This is a genomic window from Qipengyuania sp. S6317L1, assembly GCF_023015615.1.
Taxonomy (GTDB): Bacteria; Pseudomonadota; Alphaproteobacteria; order Sphingomonadales; family Sphingomonadaceae; genus Erythrobacter.
The window spans coordinates 593,744-613,297 of sequence record NZ_JALKAJ010000005.1 but is presented as its reverse complement, the minus strand read 5'-3'; the positions used below and the strand labels follow the sequence as shown (position 1 = coordinate 613,297).

Genomic DNA, 19,554 nt, shown 5'->3' with positions numbered 1-19,554 from the left:
CGGAAAAGCTTCTTTTCGGCATGAATATGGGCGTTTTTTCGACTGGTAGGACCGGCGGTGCCATGACGCCAGACATACAATCAATCGGTGCAAGCAATGCTTGCAGTCACATTACAATGTGCTATCGCGATACTATGAGCACATCAACCATCACACAGGTCCGCGACCTGATCGAGTCTGGGGCATACACCAAAGCAGGGATCGCACGCGCCGCTGGCCTTCACGCCAATACTTTGCGCGATGCAAGCGACGCGGACTGGAACCCCACCACCGAAACACTGGCGAAATTGCAGCGTTTTCTGGATGCAAACGATGATACGCCCGTGCTGGTGGGCGCAGAAGAGATCATCGATGAAGCGCGCAACGGGCGAATGTACATCCTCGTCGATGACGAAGATCGCGAGAACGAAGGTGATCTGATTATCCCTGCGCAGATGGCGACGCCTGCCGCTGTGAACTTCATGGCGACGCACGGGCGCGGGCTTATCTGTTTGGCGCTCGACAAGGCACGCGTAGACGCGCTCGACCTTGATCCGATGAGCCGCAACAATCGCGAAAGCATGCAAACCGCCTTCACGGTCTCGATCGAGGCGAAAGAGGGTGTCACAACCGGCATTTCGGCAGCCGATAGGGCGCGCACCATCGCCGTGGCCATTGATGCGACGAAGGGTCCCGATGACATCGTGACGCCGGGCCATGTCTTTCCGCTGGTCGCGCGCGAAGGGGGCACTCTGGTGCGTGCTGGCCATACCGAAGCGGCCGTCGATATTTCGCGTCTTGCAGGGCTCAACCCGTCCGGGGTCATCTGCGAGATCATGAACGAAGACGGCAGTATGGCGCGTCTTGACGATCTTATCGAATTTGCCCGCAAGCACGACATGAAGATCGGCACGATCCGCGATCTCATCGCCTATCGCATGCGCAACGATCATCTGGTCGAACGCATCGGAGAGAGCACGTTCGAGAGTGACTATGGCGGCCAGTGGCGCATGATCACTTATCGCAACACCATTTCCGACAACGAGGCCTATGTGCTGCAAAAGGGGCATATCAGCCCTGATGAGCCTACCCTCGCCCGTGTGCACCCGATTTCGGTGTTCGATGACGTCCTCGGCGCGCCCGGCCCGCGCAAACGCACTCTCCAGCGCGCAATGAGCGCAATTGGCGAGAAGGGCACAGGCGTGATCGTTATCCTCACTCAACGCGTTGGGACAAGCGGCCAGTGGACCGCTGACGAGGAACACCGCAACATCGGTATCGGCTCGCAGATTCTTGCCGATCTTGGCGTGCACGAGATGGTTCTCTTGTCGAACTCACGCCCAGATTTCGTCGCACTGGAGGGCTATGGCATCACGCTCACCGGGCATCAGGAAATCCCTGAATAAGCGCAGTGCGCAAATGGCTGAGAGCGCTTGCGTTGCACCGAGCCTTGTGACCATAGCCTTCTTAACAGACGCACCCTGCTCCAGGCTTAAAGCCGAGGCAGTGTGGTGACCCTATTTATCGAGACCACAGGAGCCCAAACATGGCCAAAATCCTCATCGTCGAAGCGCGGTTCTACGAAAACTTCAACGACATGCTCATCGACGGAGCAAAGGCTGCAATCACCGCGGCAGGGCATGAGGCCGAAGTTCTCACCGTACCAGGCGCGCTGGAGATTCCGGGAGCAATCGCGTTAGCGGCCGAGACGGGCGAATATGATGCCTTCGTCGCAATCGGTGTGGTGATCCGGGGCGAAACCTATCACTTCGAAATCGTAGCAGGCGAAAGCGCGCGGGCTATCATGGCTCTCACGATGGACGGGATCGCGATCGGCAACGGCATTCTGACTGTCGAGAATGAGGCACAGGCGCTTGTGCGTGCAGATCCGGCGCAAAAGAACAAAGGCGGCGAAGCCGCGCAGGCAGCGCTTTCGCTGTTGAGCCTTGCGGAACGCTTCGACGCATGAGGACTTGCGCGTAACCCTGACCCGCTGCGCACAAAAGATGTTGCAAAGCACTGACTTACGGCAGGTCTAGGGGTTAACACGTATATCGGGCTCAAGGATTATCGCTTACTCGCTCTGGTGTAGGCCCGCTTCGTCGCGGGACCTTGGTGCACACTTAAAGAGCAGGAACCTCTGCGATGATTCATATGACAACGAACGAGGTCGTTGACCTCAAGCAATGCCAGCACGCGCTCGAGCGGGTTTTGGTTTCCCTCGACACTGCCGGGGCCGGCATTGCGGCCATTCACGTTAATGCTGCAATCGAACAGCTTAAGAGAAACATGGCCGTCATCGCCGCGGATACCGACATTTTAAAACAAACACAGATCACCTTCCCAGAGCAGAACGAGTAATACCTCGAAAATGGATCAAATATTGCTCCTCTTCCGGAGTATTAGTCCATTTTGAAGGGTGAATTACGGGGTCATGCGTAATGCACAACTGGGGGACTTTGCCTACGGTTTTGTTGGGGCAAGCGATCCACTGTTTCAGGCCAACCCGGCTTGGCGCGGGCCCTACCGGGAAGGGGCTAGGCAATGCTCGGCATCTTTTCATTCAAGAAATTCAATGGCGCAGGTGCACCCTCACCTCGTGCCCTTTCGAACGGTGCGATAGCGCTTGACGGTGGTTCTGTGCGCTCTTGTGCCGCGTCACTCCTGATTTTCCTCAGAATCGGAGGGGTCCGTGCATGAACCAATTCAAGAATGATCCGATGGTCACGAAATTTGTTCAATCACCACGAGAGGCAGAACAGTCCGAGTTTTCACGCAAGGAGGCCGGCACCTCTGATGGGCTGCGCAGGGATCAGCCGTCTCTGAAAACTTCGGAAACGAAAGCTACTGAACCCAACAACGCTGCGCCTTTGGAAACCGACCTTGGGGCATTGGCCGAGCATTTGGCTGGCATCGCCGATGCGCTGCGCAAATCAACCGGAAAGGCGAGCTTTAGCGATCCTTCGGCCACATCAGAACGGAGCGGCTCTGCGGAAATGAAATTGCCGCGCGGTCTGAGTGGTCTAAGTGCCATTCATGCCGACGCGCGTATGCGGCGCAAGGTGTTTGGCGATATGGCTCGTGAAGCTTACGCCGTGCGTCGTCGTCGTTCCGCGATATTCGAAAACGACGAGCTGTTTGGTGAGCCCGCTTGGGACATACTGCTCGATCTCTACATCGCCAATGTCGAGAACAAGCCGGTGTCCGTATCGAGCGCGTGCATTGGCTCTGCTGCCCCGCCAACCACCGGGCTTCGCTGGCTCGGGGTCTTGTCGGAGCAAGGTCTGATCGCCCGTGAGCATGACCCCGAGGATCAGCGCCGCGTCCTTGTGCATCTGACCGACAAAGGGCTTGCCGCGATGGATGAATATTTCGCTAGCCTTGGACTGACCCCCTAGTCGTCCCTGGCTGGCCCCGCCCGGAAGCTTCTTCCTGCACCCTCTGACACGAAGCTTCCGGGCAATCGCCCGATTTAGAGGCGCGTTTGCCTCAAGCGGACAAGGCCCCAAAGCAGCCGCGCCCTGCATATACGGCGCTGACGCCAAGCTCTTCCTCGATACGGATGAGCTGATTATATTTCGCAAGCCTGTCTGAACGCGCGAGGCTGCCTGTCTTGATCTGGCCGCAGTTGGTGGCCACCGCAAGATCAGCGATAGTGGCATCTTCGGTTTCGCCCGAACGGTGGCTCATCACCGAGGTGTATCGCGCGCGGGTTGCCATATCGACCGCTGCAAGCGTTTCGGTGAGCGTTCCGATCTGGTTGACTTTGACGAGCAGCGAGTTGGCGAGCCCATCAGCAATCCCTTGACCCAGGCGCGCCGGATTTGTCACGAAAAGATCATCGCCTACAAGTTGCACCCTGTCACCAATAGCGTTGGTAACAGCGGCCCAGCCCTCAAAATCATCTTCGCTCATGCCGTCTTCAATCGAGAGGATGGGATAGTCATCGCACAGTTTGGCGAGATAATCGGCCATGCCTTGACCATCGAGGCTGAGCCCTTCGCCCGAGATTTCATATTTGCCATCACGGTAAAATTCGGTCGCGGCGCAATCCAGGGCGAGCACGATGTCGTCGCCGGGTTTGAAACCAGCCTGCTCGATCGAGGCCATGATGAAATCAAGCGCAGCACGTGTGCTTGCCAGATCTGGCGCGAATCCGCCTTCGTCGCCGACGCTGGTGGCAAGGCCTTTGTCGTGCAGCCCCTTCTTCAGTGTGTGGAACACTTCGGAGCCCCAACGCACAGCTTCCGCAATGCTGTCGGCGCCGACAGGCATGATCATGAATTCCTGGATATCGATTGGATTATCAGCGTGTTCGCCGCCGTTGATGATATTCATCATCGGCACCGGCAACACATGGGCCGAAACTCCGCCGAGGTAAGAATAAAGCGGAAGACCGCGCGCATTGGCGGCCGCTTTGGCGACGGCAAGGCTGGTTCCCAAAATGGCATTTGCGCCAAGGCGCCCTTTGTTCTCCGTCCCGTCCAGATCGATCAGCGAAAGGTCGATATCGCGCTGGTCTTCGGCATCAAAAGCATCGACGAGCAGGTCACGGATCTCGGTGTTGACCGCGTCTACCGCCTTCAAAACGCCCTTCCCCATGTAGCGTGCCTTGTCGCCGTCGCGCAGTTCCACCGCCTCATGCGCACCGGTCGAGGCGCCTGACGGAACTGCGGCGCGGCCGAAACTACCGTCGTCGAGCAAGACATCCACTTCGACTGTCGGATTCCCCCGGCTGTCGAGAATTTCGCGGCCATGAATATCGATTATCGCTGTCATTATTGGAACTCCGGCGTGAGAAGAATATATATAAGGTAGGAACTGGCTCGGACTGTCCGGGTTGGACAAATGCACCAAATGTTTCCCGGACCCCATATGGGCAAGAAAAGTTCGGTGCAAGTGACATAGATTTTCATTACATAAAGTCGCGATTGCATTATGTTGCATCGCGCAAAACCGAGGGTAAGAGATCAACATGGCAGAAGCAAACACAACGAAAACCACGCGCAAACCCGCAGCGAAGAAAACAACCGCGAAGAAATCGGCTCCCAAGAAAACCGGTGCCACCGCGAAAAAGGCTGAGGCTGAAACCACCGCAACCGGAACGACCGAGGCGAAGAGCCGTTTCAACGCTGCTCTTGCAGAAGCAAAAGCGGGTGCCGCTGCCCTGCGTGACGAGGCCGGCAACCGTGCAGGGGCTTACCGCGAACAGGCAAAATCTCGGGGAGACGACGTAATGTCAGATGCCAAGGAATATGGCGATAAGGCAAAAGCGCGCGCCGGTGAGCTCGCCGTCGAAGGTAAAGCGGCAGCATCAGATGCAATTGCCAGCATCGGTAAAGCGGTTGGCGACACCGCCGGCCAGATCGATGAGCGTTTCGGCGAGCAGTATGGCGACTATGCGCGTTCGGCTTCGCGTTCGCTGGCTGAAACATCGGCCAAGCTTGAGGCAAAGAGCCTTGAGGAACTTGGCGAAGATACCCGCGACGCAATCCGCAAAAGCCCCGCTGCGGCTGTGGGCATTGCTGCCGTCGTCGGCTTCCTTGTGGCGCGCCTTTTCCGCAGCGGCAAGTAAACCGCGCCAGTGAGCCAAGACCCAAAGGGGGACCGAATGACGGAGACACATGGGCGGGTCGGCGTATCGCGCGCTGACCCTGCCGCTCCCGATCTCACCGCTGCCGACATGCAAGTGAGCGATACAGCGGACACTGGCGCCTCCACCTCAGAGGATATCGATCAAGGTGCGCCCTCGCCCCGCGTCGACCCCTCCCTGATGGACGAGGCAAGCGCGTTGATTGACAATGCGCGGACATATGCCGAGTCCGAGCTTGGCTTTCAGAAAACGCGGGCCGCGTTGGCCGGACGCTATCTTGGTGTCGCAGCCGGTCTTGGCGTTCTTGCGGTCATCCTCCTGCACATCGCATTTCTTGCGCTTGCAGTCGGCCTGGTGCTTGCGTTCGAACCGCTCGTGGGCATTTGGGGTGCGATCGCAATCGTCTTTGGCGGGCTTTTGCTGATTGTGGCGCTCCTTGGCTGGCGTGCATTTGTAAAGATCCAGAAGATGACAGGTTTGTTCTCATCATCGGATGACAACGACGGTGACGAAGGGGAGGCGGCGTGAGCGATCTCGAACAACGCTTCGCCGACTACCGCGCTTTACGCGATGCCTCCAAAAAGGTGTTGCTTGAAGAAATCGAGCACGCGCGAACCGCCTATTCCGCCAAAGGGCTCACCAACCGCTATCTTGGCGGAGTGATCGAAGGCGGCAAAGACGTTTACGAAGTGGCCAAGGTTCACACGATCGACAATCGTGGCATCATCGCCATCGTTCTTGGCGCACTCGCACTTTGGTTTGGCCGCGAGCCTTTGTTGGCCGCAATGGCAGAAGAAATTGACAATGACAGGGACGATCCAGACTTCGCTCACGCATCTCCCGAGATGAGCGACACCGCCCTTTCCCCCGGAGACGAAAATGACAGATAACGAACCCGTGAACAGCGACGAGAACAAACGCGATGCGCTGCGCCAGAAAATTGAGGCCAGCGAGCGCCGCATTGCCGAGCGCACCCTAGGCGAGCAGGCGAAAGAAGCAGTCGATACAGCGGTGGATTACACCCGGAAAAATCCTCTCAAGGTGATCGCAGGAGCGGTTGTAGTCGGTGTCGCCATAGGGTTGATGACCCAACCCGGACGGCGTGTCGCCGGGAAAGCTGCTTCAAGTGCGGCAGGCGCTGCAACGCTTGCCGCCAGCAAAGTTGGCGGTGCAGCAGAGAGCGCCGCGAACGCTGCAAAAGGGAGCGTGACCACGGCTGCGCACAAACGCACGAGCGCCCTGTGGGTGCTGATCGCTGATACGATCGCTGATCGCGCTATGGACATCATCGATGACATTTTGGGCGGCGCGACTGCGGGCAAAGACGCACTTGAAGATATAGGCGATAGCGCCGCTGCCACGGCTCGATCCGTTAGGCGCGAAGCAGGCTATGTTGCTGGCGCGGCAGCCGACAAGGGACGTGCCGCCACACAGCGCACAAAGCGCCGGGCCACCCGTGCTGTGCGCGATTTGACCCAGCGCACGCGTCGCTGAGCGGGGCAAAGGCGCAAATTTTGATGTGTGGCCAAGCGCGCATCTTGTGCTTGATTGGCGCTTCTACTAGTTGCGGGAATTGATTGGGACGTCCTGTCCCACCCCATCCTCCCCAAGGAAGCACACAATGGAAGAAGCAACCACGAACCAGCGCCTTCACCTCGTCATGGGTGGGCGCGTTACCGATCCGCGCGGTCATGAATTTGCAGACCCCGAAAGCCTACATGTTGTTGGTGTTTTCAGCACTTACGAAGCAGCAGTCGATGCCTGGCGCGCTCAGGCGCAGCGCACGGTTGATGATGCCGAGATGAAATATGTCGTCGTGCATATTCACAAGCTGTTGACGCCGGAAACGTAAGCTGCGCACGCGTGGCCTATACGCTTCGCAATTTCACTTCTGACGATGCCCCGGCCCTATGTGGGCTTACTCGCGACGCCATTATAAAAACTGGCGCAAAGGCCTATTCCGCGCAGCAGGTGAGTGTTTGGTCCTCGGGCCATAGCGATCCTGCGCGATTTGTGGCGCGCGCGAAGGTCGGGCATTGCATTTATGTGATGGCAGATGAGGAAGGCTCACCAGTGGCCTACGCTCTGCTCGAACCTGATGGCCATCTGGATATGCTTTACTGCTCACCTGCCCATTCCGGGCACGGGCTCGCGGCAAGGCTACTTGCTCATGCGGAGGAGGAAGCGCGCAAATTGGGCTTGCCCCGGGTTTACACCGAGGCAAGCGAGTTCGCCCGAACTGCGTTCGAGCGCGCAGGATACACGCTAAAGGGGCGCCGCGACTTCAAACTTCACGGCGTCGCCATTCACAATTACGCGATGGACAAGGATTTAACCTGAAAGCCGCCGATTTAGGGGCTAACGCAGCAATCCTTAAATGAATTCGATCTTTTGGATCAGGTAGAACTTGTCGCCGGATGGGACCGTCACCTCGATCTCGTCGTCAACCTGCTTGCCAATGAGCGCCCGGGCGATTGGCGAGGAATAGGAAATGCGACCTTTGCCCGCGTCCGCCTCTGTCTCGCCGACGATCTGATATTTTACAGGCTTGTCGTCTTCATCGAGAAGCGTGACCGTTGCCCCGAAAACCACCTTGTCGCCTGAAAGAGTGCTTGGATCGATGATCTGGGCGCGGCCAATCTTGCCTTCAAGGTCGCCGATTTGCGCCTCAATCTGACCCTGACGCTCTTTCGCGGCGTGGTATTCGGCGTTCTCTGAAAGGTCGCCGTGTGCGCGCGCCTCTTCGATTGCATCCACAACCCGGGGGCGTTCTTCGCGAAGTGCCTTAAGGTCTGCTGTCAGACGCTCATAGCCTTCAGCCAGCATCGGGACCTTATCCATCGTAGCCATTCCTGTTTCTTTCTGTTTCGACGCCCGCCCCGCTTTTCATCCGGGAAATTTCGCCCATGACCGCCTCAATCGAGGCGGCCTCAGTCTCACGAAATGAAGGGGAGGACGTGTAAAATTCTCAACTATAATAGTCTTGCAACGACCGAACTTCAAGCTGTGACGGTTCAAGCGCCTTAATTGAGGCTGCTACTGCGCAAGAAGCGGCGGCGGTCGTGTAATATGGAACCTTCTTTTCAAGGGCGCTGGCGCGGATCGATTTGGAATCGAGCAGCGATTGCCAACCTTCGGTGGTGTTGAAAATCAACGCCACCTCGCCATCGATGATCTTGTCGACGATGTGCGGTTGACCTTCGGCCACCTTGTTGACGCGCTCCACCAAAAGCCCTTGTTCAGAAAGGTAATTTTGCGTGCCTGCTGTGGCGATGACGGTAAAACCGGCATCGAGCAGGTCCCTGACGGCCGGCACGATGGTCGCCTTGTCGGAGTTTTTGACCGAGACAAAGGCGGTCCCTTCTTGCGGCAGGGCCATGCCTGCACCCAATTGCGATTTGAAGAAGGCGGGCTCGAATGCGCAGTCGATGCCCATCACCTCGCCTGTCGATTTCATTTCCGGCGACAACACAGGGTCAGCGCCCGGGAATCGGGCAAAGGGGAACACCGCCTCTTTGATCGCCATATAAGGCAGGTCACGGCGGAATGGCTCGAAATCCGCGAGCTTTTCACCTGCCATAACGCGGGCGGCGATCTTGGCCACGGGTTGGCCGAGAGCTTTAGCAACGAATGGCACGGTGCGGCTTGCGCGCGGGTTCACCTCGATAAGATAAACCTCGCCGTCTTTCACAGCGAACTGGACATTCATAAGGCCCCGCACCTTGAGTGCAAAAGCGAGCAGTTCGGCCTGACGCTCCATCTCGGCGATGATGTCGGGAGAAAGCGAGTATGGCGGCAAGGTGCAGGCGCTGTCGCCTGAATGGACGCCGGCCTCCTCGATATGCTGCATCACCCCTGCAATGCGCACTTCGTCCCCATCGCAAAGCGCATCGACATCACACTCGATTGCATCGCGCAAATATTGGTCCACCAGGACAGGGCTTTCGCCTGACACGGTGACTGCGGTCTTGATGTAATCATCAAGCTGCGCCTCGGAATCGACAATCTCCATGGCGCGCCCACCCAGCACGAAGCTAGGCCGCAGCAGGACAGGATAACCGATGCGCGCAGCAGCCGCCGCCGCTTCGTCGCGGGTGAAGGCGATGCCGTTGTCGGGCTGTTTCAGCTTCAGCTTGTTGACGAGCTTGGCAAACCGCTCGCGGTCTTCGGCATGATCGATGGCGTCGGGCGATGTGCCAAGGATGGGGATCCCGGCATCCTCCAAGGCCTGCGCAAGTTTCAGCGGAGTTTGCCCGCCAAATTGCACGATCACCCCGACCAGCTCGCCGGATTGCTGTTCTACCCGAAGGATTTCGAGCACGTCTTCGGCGGTCAAGGGCTCGAAATAAAGACGGTCGGATGTGTCGTAATCGGTCGAAACCGTCTCCGGATTGCAGTTGACCATGATCGTCTCAAAGCCCTGCTCTGCCAGAGCAAAACAGGCATGGACGCAGCAATAGTCGAACTCGATCCCCTGCCCGATGCGGTTCGGCCCGCCGCCCAGGATGACGATTTTCTTGCGGTCTGAAACATCTGCCTCGCACTCGGGCTCACCGAAGGTCGGCGCCTCATAGGTCGAGTACATATAAGGCGTGATTGCCTCAAACTCGGCGGCGCAGGAATCGATGCGTTTGAACACGGGGGTAACGCCAAGTTTCTGGCGAAGGGCGCGCACTTCCTCTTCGCTGGTTGCGCCTGCCATAGCTTGCAGCGCATCGTGCAGAAGGCCCGAACGCTTTGCTTGCGTTTCGGCAAGGCCGCCCTTCACTCCAACAGAGCGCACGGCGAGCGTCGCGAGGCGCCTGTCGGAAAAGCCCATGGATTTGAGCTTGCGCAAGGTCGCTGCATCGCGGGGAAGTCCGTCGGCCTGCACCTGCTTCTCTGCCGCGATGATGTCCTCGATCTGGCGCAGGAACCACGGGTCGTAGCCGGTGACGTTCTGAATATCCGCAAGGCTCAGCCCTTCGCGGAAGGCTTGGCCCACCTTGAGCAGGCGATCCGGCGTGCGCTTGGAAAGCGATGCGGTCACAACGTCCTTGTGAACCCCTTCGAGTTCGGTCACGCGGTTGAACCCGTCGAGCCCGGTTTCGAGCCCGCGCAATGCCTTCTGCACGCTCTCCTGGAAGTTGCGGCCGATGGCCATAACCTCGCCCACCGATTTCATCGCGGTAGCCAGAAGCGGCTCGGCGCCCTTGAATTTCTCAAAGGCGAAGCGCGGGATTTTGGTCACGACATAGTCGATGGTCGGCTCAAAGCTCGCAGGAGTTGCGCCGGTGATTTCGTTGGTAATCTCGTCGAGAGTGTAGCCCACTGCCAATTTCGCCGCGACGCGCGCGATGGGGAAGCCGGTGGCCTTTGACGCAAGCGCCGAGGAGCGCGACACGCGCGGGTTCATCTCGATCACGATGAGGCGGCCATCCTCGGGGTTGACCGCGAACTGGACGTTCGATCCGCCCGTTTCCACGCCGATCTCGCGCAGCACTTCAATGCTGGCTGTACGCATGATCTGGTATTCTTTGTCGGTGAGCGTCAGCGCGGGGGCGACCGTGATGGAATCGCCCGTGTGCACACCCATCGGGTCAACGTTCTCGATCGAGCAGATGATGATGGCGTTGTCGGCACGATCGCGCACGACCTCCATCTCATACTCTTTCCACCCGAGCAGCGATTCTTCGATCAACACCTCGGTGGTGGGCGAGGCGTCGAGCCCTTCGCGCACGATCCGGTCAAATTCCTGCGTGTTATAGGCGATACCGCCGCCCGTGCCGCCAAGGGTGAAGCTTGGGCGGATAATCGAAGGAAGGCCAGTGCGTTTGAGCACCTCGCGCGCTTCTTCTAGGGTATTCGCAACGCCCGAGCGCGCGCTTTCAAGACCGATCTTGTCCATCGCCTCGCGGAACCGCTGGCGGTTCTCGGCCTTGTCGATGGCGTCGGCTTTTGCGCCGATCATCTCGACACCGTGCTCCGCCAGCACGCCCATATCCTCAAGCGCCAATGCACAGTTAAGCGCGGTCTGCCCGCCCATTGTGGGAAGCAGCGCGTCGGGTTTTTCCTTGGCGATAATCTTGGCGACGATTTCGGGCGTAATGGGCTCGACATAGGTCGCATCGGCGAACTCGGGATCGGTCATGATCGTTGCCGGGTTCGAGTTCACCAGAATGACCCGGTATCCCTCTTCTTTCAGAGCCTTGATCGCCTGCGTGCCCGAATAATCGAACTCGCACGCCTGCCCGATGATGATGGGTCCAGCACCAATCACAAGGATCGAGGAAATGTCATTACGCTTGGGCATTATTGGCTCTCGTTTTGAGTAGGGGCGTTTTCGGGAGTTGTTTCGGTGTTTTCGGGGTCGGTTTCGGGTTCTGGTTCGGCGCGCACGGGGTCAACGTCGATCATGATCAGACGCATACCCTCTTGTTGCCGGGCACATCCGGTCGCGATCATGGTCGACTTGGGCTGGAGCCCGCCGCGAACGCGGTAAAGCGCAGGGTCACGGCCGGTGAAGAAGGCGCCCTTTTCATCGACGGGTGTTTCCATAAAGAGATCAACGGCGGTGGAGTCCACATTGGTCGCGTCCATCGCGCGCCTGCCAGCGGTGTCATCGCTCCCCTCCACCATCAGGCGCTGCATGTCCTCAAACGCCATCTTGGTGATGTCGAAGGTGAAGGTGGGGACACCCATTTCTTCGGTGTAGTTGGCGAATTGCGTCGTCGGGCCGAGAAGGCTGGCGACACGGGTCGGGCATTCCGCGCTGAGTTCGGTGCCATCGCGCGGGTCCTCGGGAAAGAGAATGTGGCAGCCGGAGAGGCTGGCAGTCGCGAGGATGGCAATGCCGATACGGATCACCCCAGCCCCCCCACGAACTTCTCGAAGAGGTAGAAGCTATCCTGCGGCCCCGGGCTTGCCTCTGGGTGATACTGCACCCCGAACGCATTCTTGCCCTTCACCGCAATCCCGCAGTTGGAGCCGTCGAAGAGGCTCACATGGGTCTGCTCGAGGCTATCGGGCAGAGTGTCTGCATCCACCGCAAAGCCGTGGTTCATGCTGGTGATCTCAACGAGGCCGGTGGTCTCGCCCCAGCCCTCACCAACCCGCTGAACCGGGTGGTTTGCGCCGCGGTGGCCCTGGTGCATTTTGATCGTTTTCGCGCCCGCTGCGAGAGCCAGCATTTGGTGGCCGAGGCAAATGCCGAACAGCGGCATGTCCTCCTCGAGCAGCTTCTGGATCACCGGCACCGCGTATTCGCCCGTCGCCGCAGGATCTCCGGGGCCGTTGGAGAGGAACACGCCGTCAGGCTTTAGCGCCATGACGTCGTCGAAGCTTGTCTTGGCAGGCACAACCGTCACCTTGGCACCGGCGCGCACGAGGTTGCGGAAGATGTTGTCTTTCGAGCCATAGTCGATTGCCACTACATGCGGGGTCGCATCGCGGCTTGCCCGGCCATAGCCGTGGCCCAAGCGCCAATAGCCGCCCTCCCAGCTTTCCTGATGTTCACGGCTGACGCGGATGGCAAGGTCCATGCCTTCCAGCCCTGCCCATTCCTGTGCACGCTGGATCAGAGCGGGAATGTCGAAATTCCCTTCCGGCGAATGGGCGATCACCGCGTTGGGGGCGCCAGACAGGCGGATGCGGCGGGTCAGCGCGCGGGTATCAACGCCCGAAAGGCCGATCTTGCCGTTCCGCTCCATCCACTCCTGAAACCGCTCAAGGCTGCGGAAATTGGATGGCTCTGTGACATCTTCGCGCACAACGCAGCCGACCGCGCCCTCGACCGCGCTCTCCACATCTTCGGCATTCGCGCCGACGTTGCCAATGTGGGGGAAGGTAAAGGTGACGATCTGCGCCGCATAAGAAGGATCGGTCATCACCTCCTGATACCCCGTCATGCTGGTGTTGAAACACACCTCGCCAACGGCTTCTCCCTTGGCGCCAAAGCCCCTACCCCAGATTACCGTTCCATCGGCCAGAACAAGGACTCCTGTCGCACCTTCAGGTTGCGCAGGACGATTGGCAGCAGAAGCCATTTGGGGCTCTCCAAGCAAGGGTTTTCCAGCAATGTCGCTAAGACCCACCCGCTAAGCTTGCTTGGGGTCTACGTCAACCTATCTAAGCAGTCCTTTATGGGTTAAGCCGCCCGGAATACGAAACCATCCACAGAAAGAGCCGAAATCGATGATCCGCGACGATATCAAAGCTGCCACCATCACCGCGATGAAAGCCAAGGAAAAAGAACGCACTGCTGCCCTTCGCCAGATGAGCGCCAAGATCAAGGATCGCGATATTGAAGAGCGGACATCGGGAAAAGAAATCGATGACGATGCTCTGGTGACATCCGTGCTTCAAAAGATGGCCAAGCAGCGCCGCGAATCCATCGAGATGTATGAAAATGGCGGTCGCCAGGAACTGGCCGATGCCGAAAAAGCCGAACTGGCGGTGATCGAAGAATTCCTGCCGCAGATGATGAGCGAGGAAGAAACGAAGGCTGCGATTGAGGCGATCAAGGCGGAAACCGGCGCATCGTCGATGAAGGACATGGGCCAGGTCATGGGCGCTCTTAAAGCCAGGCACGGTGCGGTGCTCGACGGGAAGATGGCGAGCGGACTGGTCAAAGCCGCGCTTTCCTAAGCCACAGACATACCCACAAGAGGGCACAAGTGCGCTTGAACCGTCCAGCGTTCGGGCGCACTATTCGCATATGAGCATCACCCCGCAATGGAAGGACGAGCTGCGCGCGAGGATCACGCTTTCAACCGTGATCAATCGCACGACCAAGCTCACCCGTGCGGGGCGCGAGTTCAAGGCGTGCTGTCCCTTTCACAATGAGGCGACGCCCAGCTTCTATGTGAATGATCAGAAGAGCTTTTATCACTGCTTTGGCTGCGGGGCGCATGGCGATGTCATCAGCTGGATGACAGAACAGCGCGGGCTATCCTTTATTGATGCGTGCAAGGAATTGGCGGCGGAAGCCGGGATGGAGGTCCCTGCCCCCGACCCTGTAGCCGCGAAAAAGGCGGAGAAGCGCGCCGAGCTGATCGACGTGACGACAGACGCGCAAGCGTGGTTTTACGACAATTTGCGAAAGCCCGACGGGCGCGAGGCAATGCAATATCTGACGGCGCGCGGCCTTAAGCCGGAGACCTTGCAGGAGTTCGGCTTTGGCTACGCGCCCGAAAGCAAGCAAGCGCTGAACAAGGCGCTCTCCCGTTATGAAGACCAGATGCTGGTCGAAACCGGCATGCGGATCAGGACCGACGATGGCACGACCTATGACCGGTTTCGTAGCCGTGTCATGCTCCCGATTCAGGATGCGCGCGGCCGGGTAATCGCCTTTGGCGGGCGGATCATGGAAAACCGTGATGGTGTTGCGAAGTATCTCAACTCCCCCGACACGCCGCTGTTCGACAAGGGGCGCACGCTTTACAACCTCCACCGCGCTTCGCCCGCCTCGCGCCAGTCTGGTCGTGTGGTCGTGGTCGAGGGCTACATGGACGTGGTCGCGCTCGCTCAGGCGGGCTTTCACGATGCGGTTGCTCCGCTTGGAACCGCGCTCACAGAAACACAGCTTGAGATGTTATGGCGCATGGTCGAGGTGCCTGTGCTGTGCTTTGATGGCGATAAGGCAGGCGAACGCGCTGCCATGCGAGCGATTGGCCGCGCCCTTCCCCTGCTTGCCCCCATGCGCTCTTTATCCATCGTGCGCCTGCCCGGCGGGATGGACCCTGACGATCTCATCAAGGAACAAGGCGCAGGGGCGATGACAAAACTCCTTGCCGAGCCAAAGAGCCTGCTCGATGCCTTGTGGGAGGGTGAGCGCGATGCGCAGCCCCTTGGCAGCCCCGAGGCAAAAGCTGGTCTCAAGGCGCGGTTGATGGCGCATGTCGACACAATCGAGAACAAGGATATTCAGGCGCTCTATCGCCGTGAGTTGCTCGACCGGTTCTCGGCATTCGCATTCCCGAGACGAGAATTTCGAGCGCAGTCTGGCAACGCAGGCTGGCAAAATCGCAAAAGCGCCCCACGCGGCCTCTCGCAAGAGGCCAAGGCGACGCTTGGCAAGGCAATGTCCGGCGGGCAACGCGCTTCGCTTTTGTCTTCTGTTATTGCAGGACTTGTGCGGTATCCGGAAGAAATCTCCTCTCATTCGGAAGCGCTTTCAAGGCTCGCTCAGAATGACCCGAATGCCGCGCCTGCGATAGAATCGTTGATGGAGCTTGCAGAAACACTTGATTCGCACGGGGCAAACGCCATATCGGAGCTTCAAGGCATTCCTGCCCCACCGGAAAACAACAAACTCGCCTTTCTCAAAGAAGGCACAGACCCCGGTGAAGCGCGCGAGGAATTGGCTGAAGCTGTATCGCTGCTGGCTTTAAAACCAGCGCTCGAAACCGCTATGGCGGCGACGATTGCGCGGTTTGACGATGATCCTGAAGGGGCATTGGCAGAGCAGGTCAGATTGCGAGAACGGCTCCATACAGTTGATGAACGCTTGAAAGCCTTTGGGCGCAGGAAAGCCGGCGCATCAGCTGAGCAGAATTGATCCGGGGTTTCCTGATCCGGATCGCGATGAAGTTTAGGTGACCGAGGTGCGGGGGCTCACGATGGGGACCCAAAAGCAATCGGCCAACATTGATACGGACTGACAAGTTTTATGGCTTCGAGTGCAAAAAGCGACAAAGAAGACGCACCGCTGATCGACCTCAATGAAGCTTCTGTGAAGAAGCTGATGACCAAGGCAAAGAAGAAGGGCTACATCACTTATGATGAGCTCAACGCTGCTTTGCCTTCGGGAGAGATGAGCCCCGATCAGATCGAAGATATCCAGACTGCGCTTTCTGAAATGGGCGTGCAGATCGTCGAGAACGACGAAGATGCTGAGGCCGAGGCTGAACAGGAAGCCGAAGTCGAAGCGATGGAAGTCGACGACGACAAGAAAAAGGCCGCTGCCACTCCTGCCAAACCCGCCGCGAAGAAGGCCGCCGCTGATGGGCGCACCGATGACCCTGTTCGCATGTATCTTCGCGAAATGGGCGCGGTGGAACTGCTCAGCCGTGAGGGTGAAATCGCGATTGCCAAGCGTATCGAAGCGGGCCGCGACATGATGATCATGGGCCTTTGTCAAAGCCCGATCACTTTCCATGCGATTATCCAGTGGTCAGAAGCGCTCAACTCCGAAGACATGCAGCTTCGTGAAATCCTCGACCTTGACGCGATGCTTTCCAAAGAGCCTCCACCTGACAAGATGGAGGAGGAAAACGAAGAAGCCGAGAACGGCGAGATCTCCGAAGAAACCGCTGGCCCTACGATCCGCGACGACGATGACGACGTCGAAGATCACAAGGAAGACGGCGAAGACGGCGAGGACGGTGAAGACGGCAAGAAAGACGAGGAAGAAGAGGAGGACAACACTCTTTCGCTTGCTCAGATGGAAGCCGCGCTTAAGCCTGACGCGATCGAGCGTTTTGCCCGTATCACCAAGCTTTTCAAAAGCTTCGAGAAGTTGCAGATCGAGCGCGTCGACACGCTGGCCGACGGCGGCGTCTTTCCCAAGGCGAAAGAGAACAAGTACGAAAAGCTTTCCGAAGAGCTCACCGCTGAAGTCGAAAGCGTGCAATTTCACGCAGCGAAGATCGAATTCCTCGTCGACAATCTCTACGCTTTCAACCGCCGCCTGACTGCCCTTGGCGGTCAAATGCTGCGCTTGGCCGAGCGTCACAAGATCAAGCGGATCGACTTTCTCAAATCCTACGTCGGCAATGAACTCGACGATGCTTGGATTAAAGAGCGCGCTGCCAAGGACAAAAAATGGGCCGCTTTCCTTGAGAAGGAAGGTGATGCGGTTGACCGCATTCGCACTGAGATCACCGACATTGCCGCGAACACCGGTATGGCTCTCGAAGAGTTCCGCCGCATTGTGAACATGGTGCAAAAAGGTGAGCGCGAGGCGCGCATCGCCAAGAAGGAAATGGTGGAAGCCAACCTTCGCCTAGTGATTTCTATCGCCAAGAAATACACCAATCGTGGCCTGCAATTCCTTGATCTTATTCAGGAAGGCAACATCGGTCTGATGAAGGCGGTCGACAAGTTCGAATACCGCCGCGGCTACAAGTTCAGCACTTACGCAACATGGTGGATCCGTCAGGCGATCACCCGCTCGATCGCTGATCAGGCGCGCACCATCCGTATTCCGGTCCACATGATCGAGACGATCAACAAGCTGGTCCGCACAAGCCGACAGTTCCTTCACGAAGAAGGCCGCGAGCCGACACCTGAAGAAATGGCAGCGCGTCTGTCCATGCCGTTGGAAAAGGTTCGCAAGGTGATGAAAATCGCCAAAGAGCCGATTTCGCTCGAAACACCGATCGGTGATGAAGAAGATTCGCACCTCGGCGATTTCATCGAGGACAAGAATGCGATCATCCCTGTGGATGCCGCTATTCAGGCAAACCTCAAGGAAACCGTCACGAGGGTTCTGGCATCGCTGACACCTCGTGAAGAACGTGTTCTGCGGATGCGCTTTGGTATCGGCATGAACACCGACCACACCTTGGAAGAGGTCGGCCAGCAGTTCTCCGTGACCCGCGAACGTATCCGTCAGATCGAGGCAAAGGCGCTGCGCAAGCTGAAGCACCCGAGCCGCAGCCGCAAAATGCGCTCGTTCCTCGACCAGTAAGGCCGACAAGCATGACGAAACATTTCAAACGTCTCGCCCTTGGTGGAGGCGCGCTGCTCTGCGTCGCCAACGCATCGCCCGCGCTCGCGCAAAGCGATGGCTATACCCCGCCCGCCGATGAGATGGTTGAGGCTATGGCCATCATGGACATTATGTTTCCGATCAACACGCGCGAACAGGAAATGGTCGAGATTGCGACCACGATGGGCAATCAAATGGCAGCGTCGGCGATGACAGGGCCGGTTTTCGAAGAGCCCGGCATCCGCGCGATTATGGATGGTTTTCTCGCCTCGCTCCCGGAAGTGATGCGCCCGATGATCAACAAACATCTGCCAAACATGATTAAATCGACTGCGATTGCCTACACACGCGAATTCACGCTCGCCGAGTTGAAAGATATTCGCGCCTTTGCATCCACGACAAGCGGTCAGCGTTACTTCTCCCAGACCCAAAAACTCCTCTCGGACCCGGCAGTTGCGGCTGCGAATGAAGCGTTCTTTGCCGATGTCAACGCGGCGCAGGAGGTCGAGGTGAAGGCGCTTCAGGCGCAGGTGATCGAATATTTGCAGAACAATCCGGAGGTCGTTCAACGTCTTGAAGCAGCCGGTGTTGGCAAATAGGTCCTCCCCTCCAACCTGTTGGTTTTGTTGGATCAATGCAGGGTGTCTGGTCTCCTCGCAATTGATCGCCGGCGGCTGAATTCCAGATGTCCCGCCTGATCCTCTTCAACAAGCCGATGAATGTGCTGTCGCAGTTTACCGACCGTGGCAGCCCGACCAAGCGCGCCACGCTTTCCGATTTTCTCGATGTGCCCGGTGTCTATCCGGCCGGCAGGCTGGACCGCGACAGCGAGGGGTTAATGCTGCTCACCGATGACGGGCAACTGCAGGCGCGCATTGCCGATCCAAAATTCAAGATGCCCAAAACTTATCTCGTGCAGGTGGAAGGCGAGCCTGATGCCGAAGCAATCCGGCAACTGGCGCAAGGCGTTACGCTGAAGGACGGCAAGACCCGTCCTGCGAAGGCTGAAAAGATCGCCGATCCGCAGCTTTGGCCGCGCGACCCGCCGGTGCGATTTCGCAAGACCGTGCCTGATAGCTGGCTGCGCCTCACCATCCGCGAGGGAAAAAACCGGCAAGTTCGACGCATGACAGCGGCGGTTGGGCATCCGACTTTGCGCCTTGTGCGCTGGAGCATTGGTGAGTGGTCGATCAATGATTTGCAACCAGGGCAATGGTGTGAGGCGGGCGGGATACCCACCCCTGCTACCAATTCACCCGCGCGTCCCCGATAGACTCCGCTTAACTCGTGT

At 58.3% G+C, this 19,554-nt stretch carries 20 protein-coding genes; 15 read left to right on the top strand and 5 right to left on the bottom strand.

Features of this window, described 5'->3' with window-relative positions; all coding sequences use genetic code 11:
* Positions 1-134 precede the first annotated feature (134 nt).
* The 4 genes from ribB (at position 135) to MWU38_RS14525 (ending at position 3,377) form a co-directional block, all read left to right on the top strand.
* Entirely contained in the window at positions 135-1,385 is a 1,251-nt protein-coding gene (gene ribB, locus MWU38_RS14540; RefSeq protein WP_247272618.1) for a 3,4-dihydroxy-2-butanone-4-phosphate synthase, read from the top strand.
* 140 nt (positions 1,386-1,525) lie between these two features.
* On the top strand, positions 1,526-1,948 hold the full coding sequence (gene ribH, locus MWU38_RS14535) for a 6,7-dimethyl-8-ribityllumazine synthase (RefSeq protein WP_247272505.1): 423 nt from the start codon (positions 1,526-1,528) through the stop codon (positions 1,946-1,948).
* Positions 1,949-2,124: 176 nt separating this feature from the next.
* Positions 2,125-2,340: a hypothetical protein gene (locus tag MWU38_RS14530; RefSeq protein ID WP_247272504.1), complete on the top strand. Its 216-nt coding sequence runs from the start codon at positions 2,125-2,127 to the stop codon at positions 2,338-2,340.
* 335 nt (positions 2,341-2,675) lie between these two features.
* A complete protein-coding gene (locus tag MWU38_RS14525) occupies positions 2,676-3,377 on the top strand; it encodes a winged helix DNA-binding protein (RefSeq protein ID WP_247272503.1) in 702 nt (233 codons plus the stop codon).
* 91 nt (positions 3,378-3,468) lie between these two features.
* Here MWU38_RS14525 and eno read toward each other — a convergent pair whose 3' ends face one another.
* Positions 3,469-4,758, bottom strand: a complete 1,290-nt coding sequence (gene eno / locus MWU38_RS14520) for a phosphopyruvate hydratase (RefSeq protein WP_247272502.1) — start codon at positions 4,756-4,758, stop codon at positions 3,469-3,471.
* Positions 4,759-4,954: 196 nt separating this feature from the next.
* Between eno and MWU38_RS14515 the strand changes: the two genes are divergently transcribed.
* From MWU38_RS14515 to MWU38_RS14490, 6 genes are all read left to right on the top strand, one after another.
* Positions 4,955-5,554, top strand: a complete 600-nt coding sequence (locus tag MWU38_RS14515; RefSeq protein WP_247272501.1) for a hypothetical protein — start codon at positions 4,955-4,957, stop codon at positions 5,552-5,554.
* A 36-nt stretch (positions 5,555-5,590) separates the two neighbouring features.
* Positions 5,591-6,100 carry a phage holin family protein gene (locus MWU38_RS14510; protein ID WP_247272500.1) on the top strand — a complete coding sequence of 170 codons (510 nt, stop codon included), beginning with the start codon at positions 5,591-5,593 and terminating at the stop codon, positions 6,098-6,100.
* On the top strand, positions 6,097-6,462 hold the full coding sequence (locus tag MWU38_RS14505) for a hypothetical protein (protein ID WP_247272499.1): 366 nt from the start codon (positions 6,097-6,099) through the stop codon (positions 6,460-6,462). Before MWU38_RS14510 ends, MWU38_RS14505 begins: the two co-directional genes overlap by 4 nt.
* Complete coding sequence (locus MWU38_RS14500) at positions 6,452-7,066, top strand: hypothetical protein (protein WP_247272498.1); 615 nt, start codon at positions 6,452-6,454, stop codon at positions 7,064-7,066. The genes MWU38_RS14505 and MWU38_RS14500 overlap by 11 nt, the downstream gene beginning before the upstream one ends.
* A 127-nt stretch (positions 7,067-7,193) precedes the next feature.
* Positions 7,194-7,424 carry a DUF4170 domain-containing protein gene (locus tag MWU38_RS14495; RefSeq protein WP_247272497.1) on the top strand — a complete coding sequence of 77 codons (231 nt, stop codon included), beginning with the start codon at positions 7,194-7,196 and terminating at the stop codon, positions 7,422-7,424.
* Between the two features lie 11 nt (positions 7,425-7,435).
* Positions 7,436-7,912, top strand: a complete 477-nt coding sequence (locus MWU38_RS14490) for a GNAT family N-acetyltransferase (RefSeq protein WP_348646915.1) — start codon at positions 7,436-7,438, stop codon at positions 7,910-7,912.
* 33 nt (positions 7,913-7,945) lie between these two features.
* Here MWU38_RS14490 and greA read toward each other — a convergent pair whose 3' ends face one another.
* From greA to carA, 4 genes are all read right to left on the bottom strand, one after another.
* The gene (gene greA / locus MWU38_RS14485) at positions 7,946-8,422 is read right to left on the bottom strand and encodes a transcription elongation factor GreA (RefSeq protein WP_247272495.1); all 477 of its coding nucleotides are present in this window, start codon (positions 8,420-8,422) and stop codon (positions 7,946-7,948) included.
* A gap of 118 nt (positions 8,423-8,540) precedes the next feature.
* Positions 8,541-11,864: a carbamoyl-phosphate synthase large subunit gene (gene carB, locus MWU38_RS14480; RefSeq protein ID WP_247272494.1), complete on the bottom strand. Its 3,324-nt coding sequence runs from the start codon at positions 11,862-11,864 to the stop codon at positions 8,541-8,543.
* Positions 11,864-12,418, bottom strand: a complete 555-nt coding sequence (locus tag MWU38_RS14475) for a hypothetical protein (RefSeq protein ID WP_247272493.1) — start codon at positions 12,416-12,418, stop codon at positions 11,864-11,866. The genes carB and MWU38_RS14475 overlap by 1 nt, the downstream gene beginning before the upstream one ends.
* Positions 12,415-13,596: a glutamine-hydrolyzing carbamoyl-phosphate synthase small subunit gene (gene carA / locus MWU38_RS14470; protein WP_247272492.1), complete on the bottom strand. Its 1,182-nt coding sequence runs from the start codon at positions 13,594-13,596 to the stop codon at positions 12,415-12,417. The genes MWU38_RS14475 and carA overlap by 4 nt, the downstream gene beginning before the upstream one ends.
* 148 nt (positions 13,597-13,744) lie before the next feature.
* Between carA and MWU38_RS14465 the strand changes: the two genes are divergently transcribed.
* The 5 genes from MWU38_RS14465 (at position 13,745) to MWU38_RS14445 (ending at position 19,536) form a co-directional block, all read left to right on the top strand.
* The gene (locus tag MWU38_RS14465; RefSeq protein ID WP_247272491.1) at positions 13,745-14,197 is read left to right on the top strand and encodes a GatB/YqeY domain-containing protein; all 453 of its coding nucleotides are present in this window, start codon (positions 13,745-13,747) and stop codon (positions 14,195-14,197) included.
* Positions 14,198-14,267: 70 nt separating this feature from the next.
* On the top strand, positions 14,268-16,109 hold the full coding sequence (gene dnaG, locus MWU38_RS14460; protein WP_247272490.1) for a DNA primase: 1,842 nt from the start codon (positions 14,268-14,270) through the stop codon (positions 16,107-16,109).
* A 111-nt stretch (positions 16,110-16,220) separates the two neighbouring features.
* Complete coding sequence (gene rpoD, locus MWU38_RS14455; protein WP_247272489.1) at positions 16,221-18,242, top strand: RNA polymerase sigma factor RpoD; 2,022 nt, start codon at positions 16,221-16,223, stop codon at positions 18,240-18,242.
* A gap of 11 nt (positions 18,243-18,253) precedes the next feature.
* A complete protein-coding gene (locus MWU38_RS14450) occupies positions 18,254-18,862 on the top strand; it encodes a hypothetical protein (RefSeq protein ID WP_247272488.1) in 609 nt (202 codons plus the stop codon).
* 86 nt (positions 18,863-18,948) lie between these two features.
* Positions 18,949-19,536 (top strand): pseudouridine synthase, encoded by a 588-nt coding sequence (locus MWU38_RS14445; RefSeq protein ID WP_247272487.1) that lies wholly within the window; start codon positions 18,949-18,951, stop codon positions 19,534-19,536.
* The last annotated feature ends 18 nt before the right edge of the window (positions 19,537-19,554 follow it).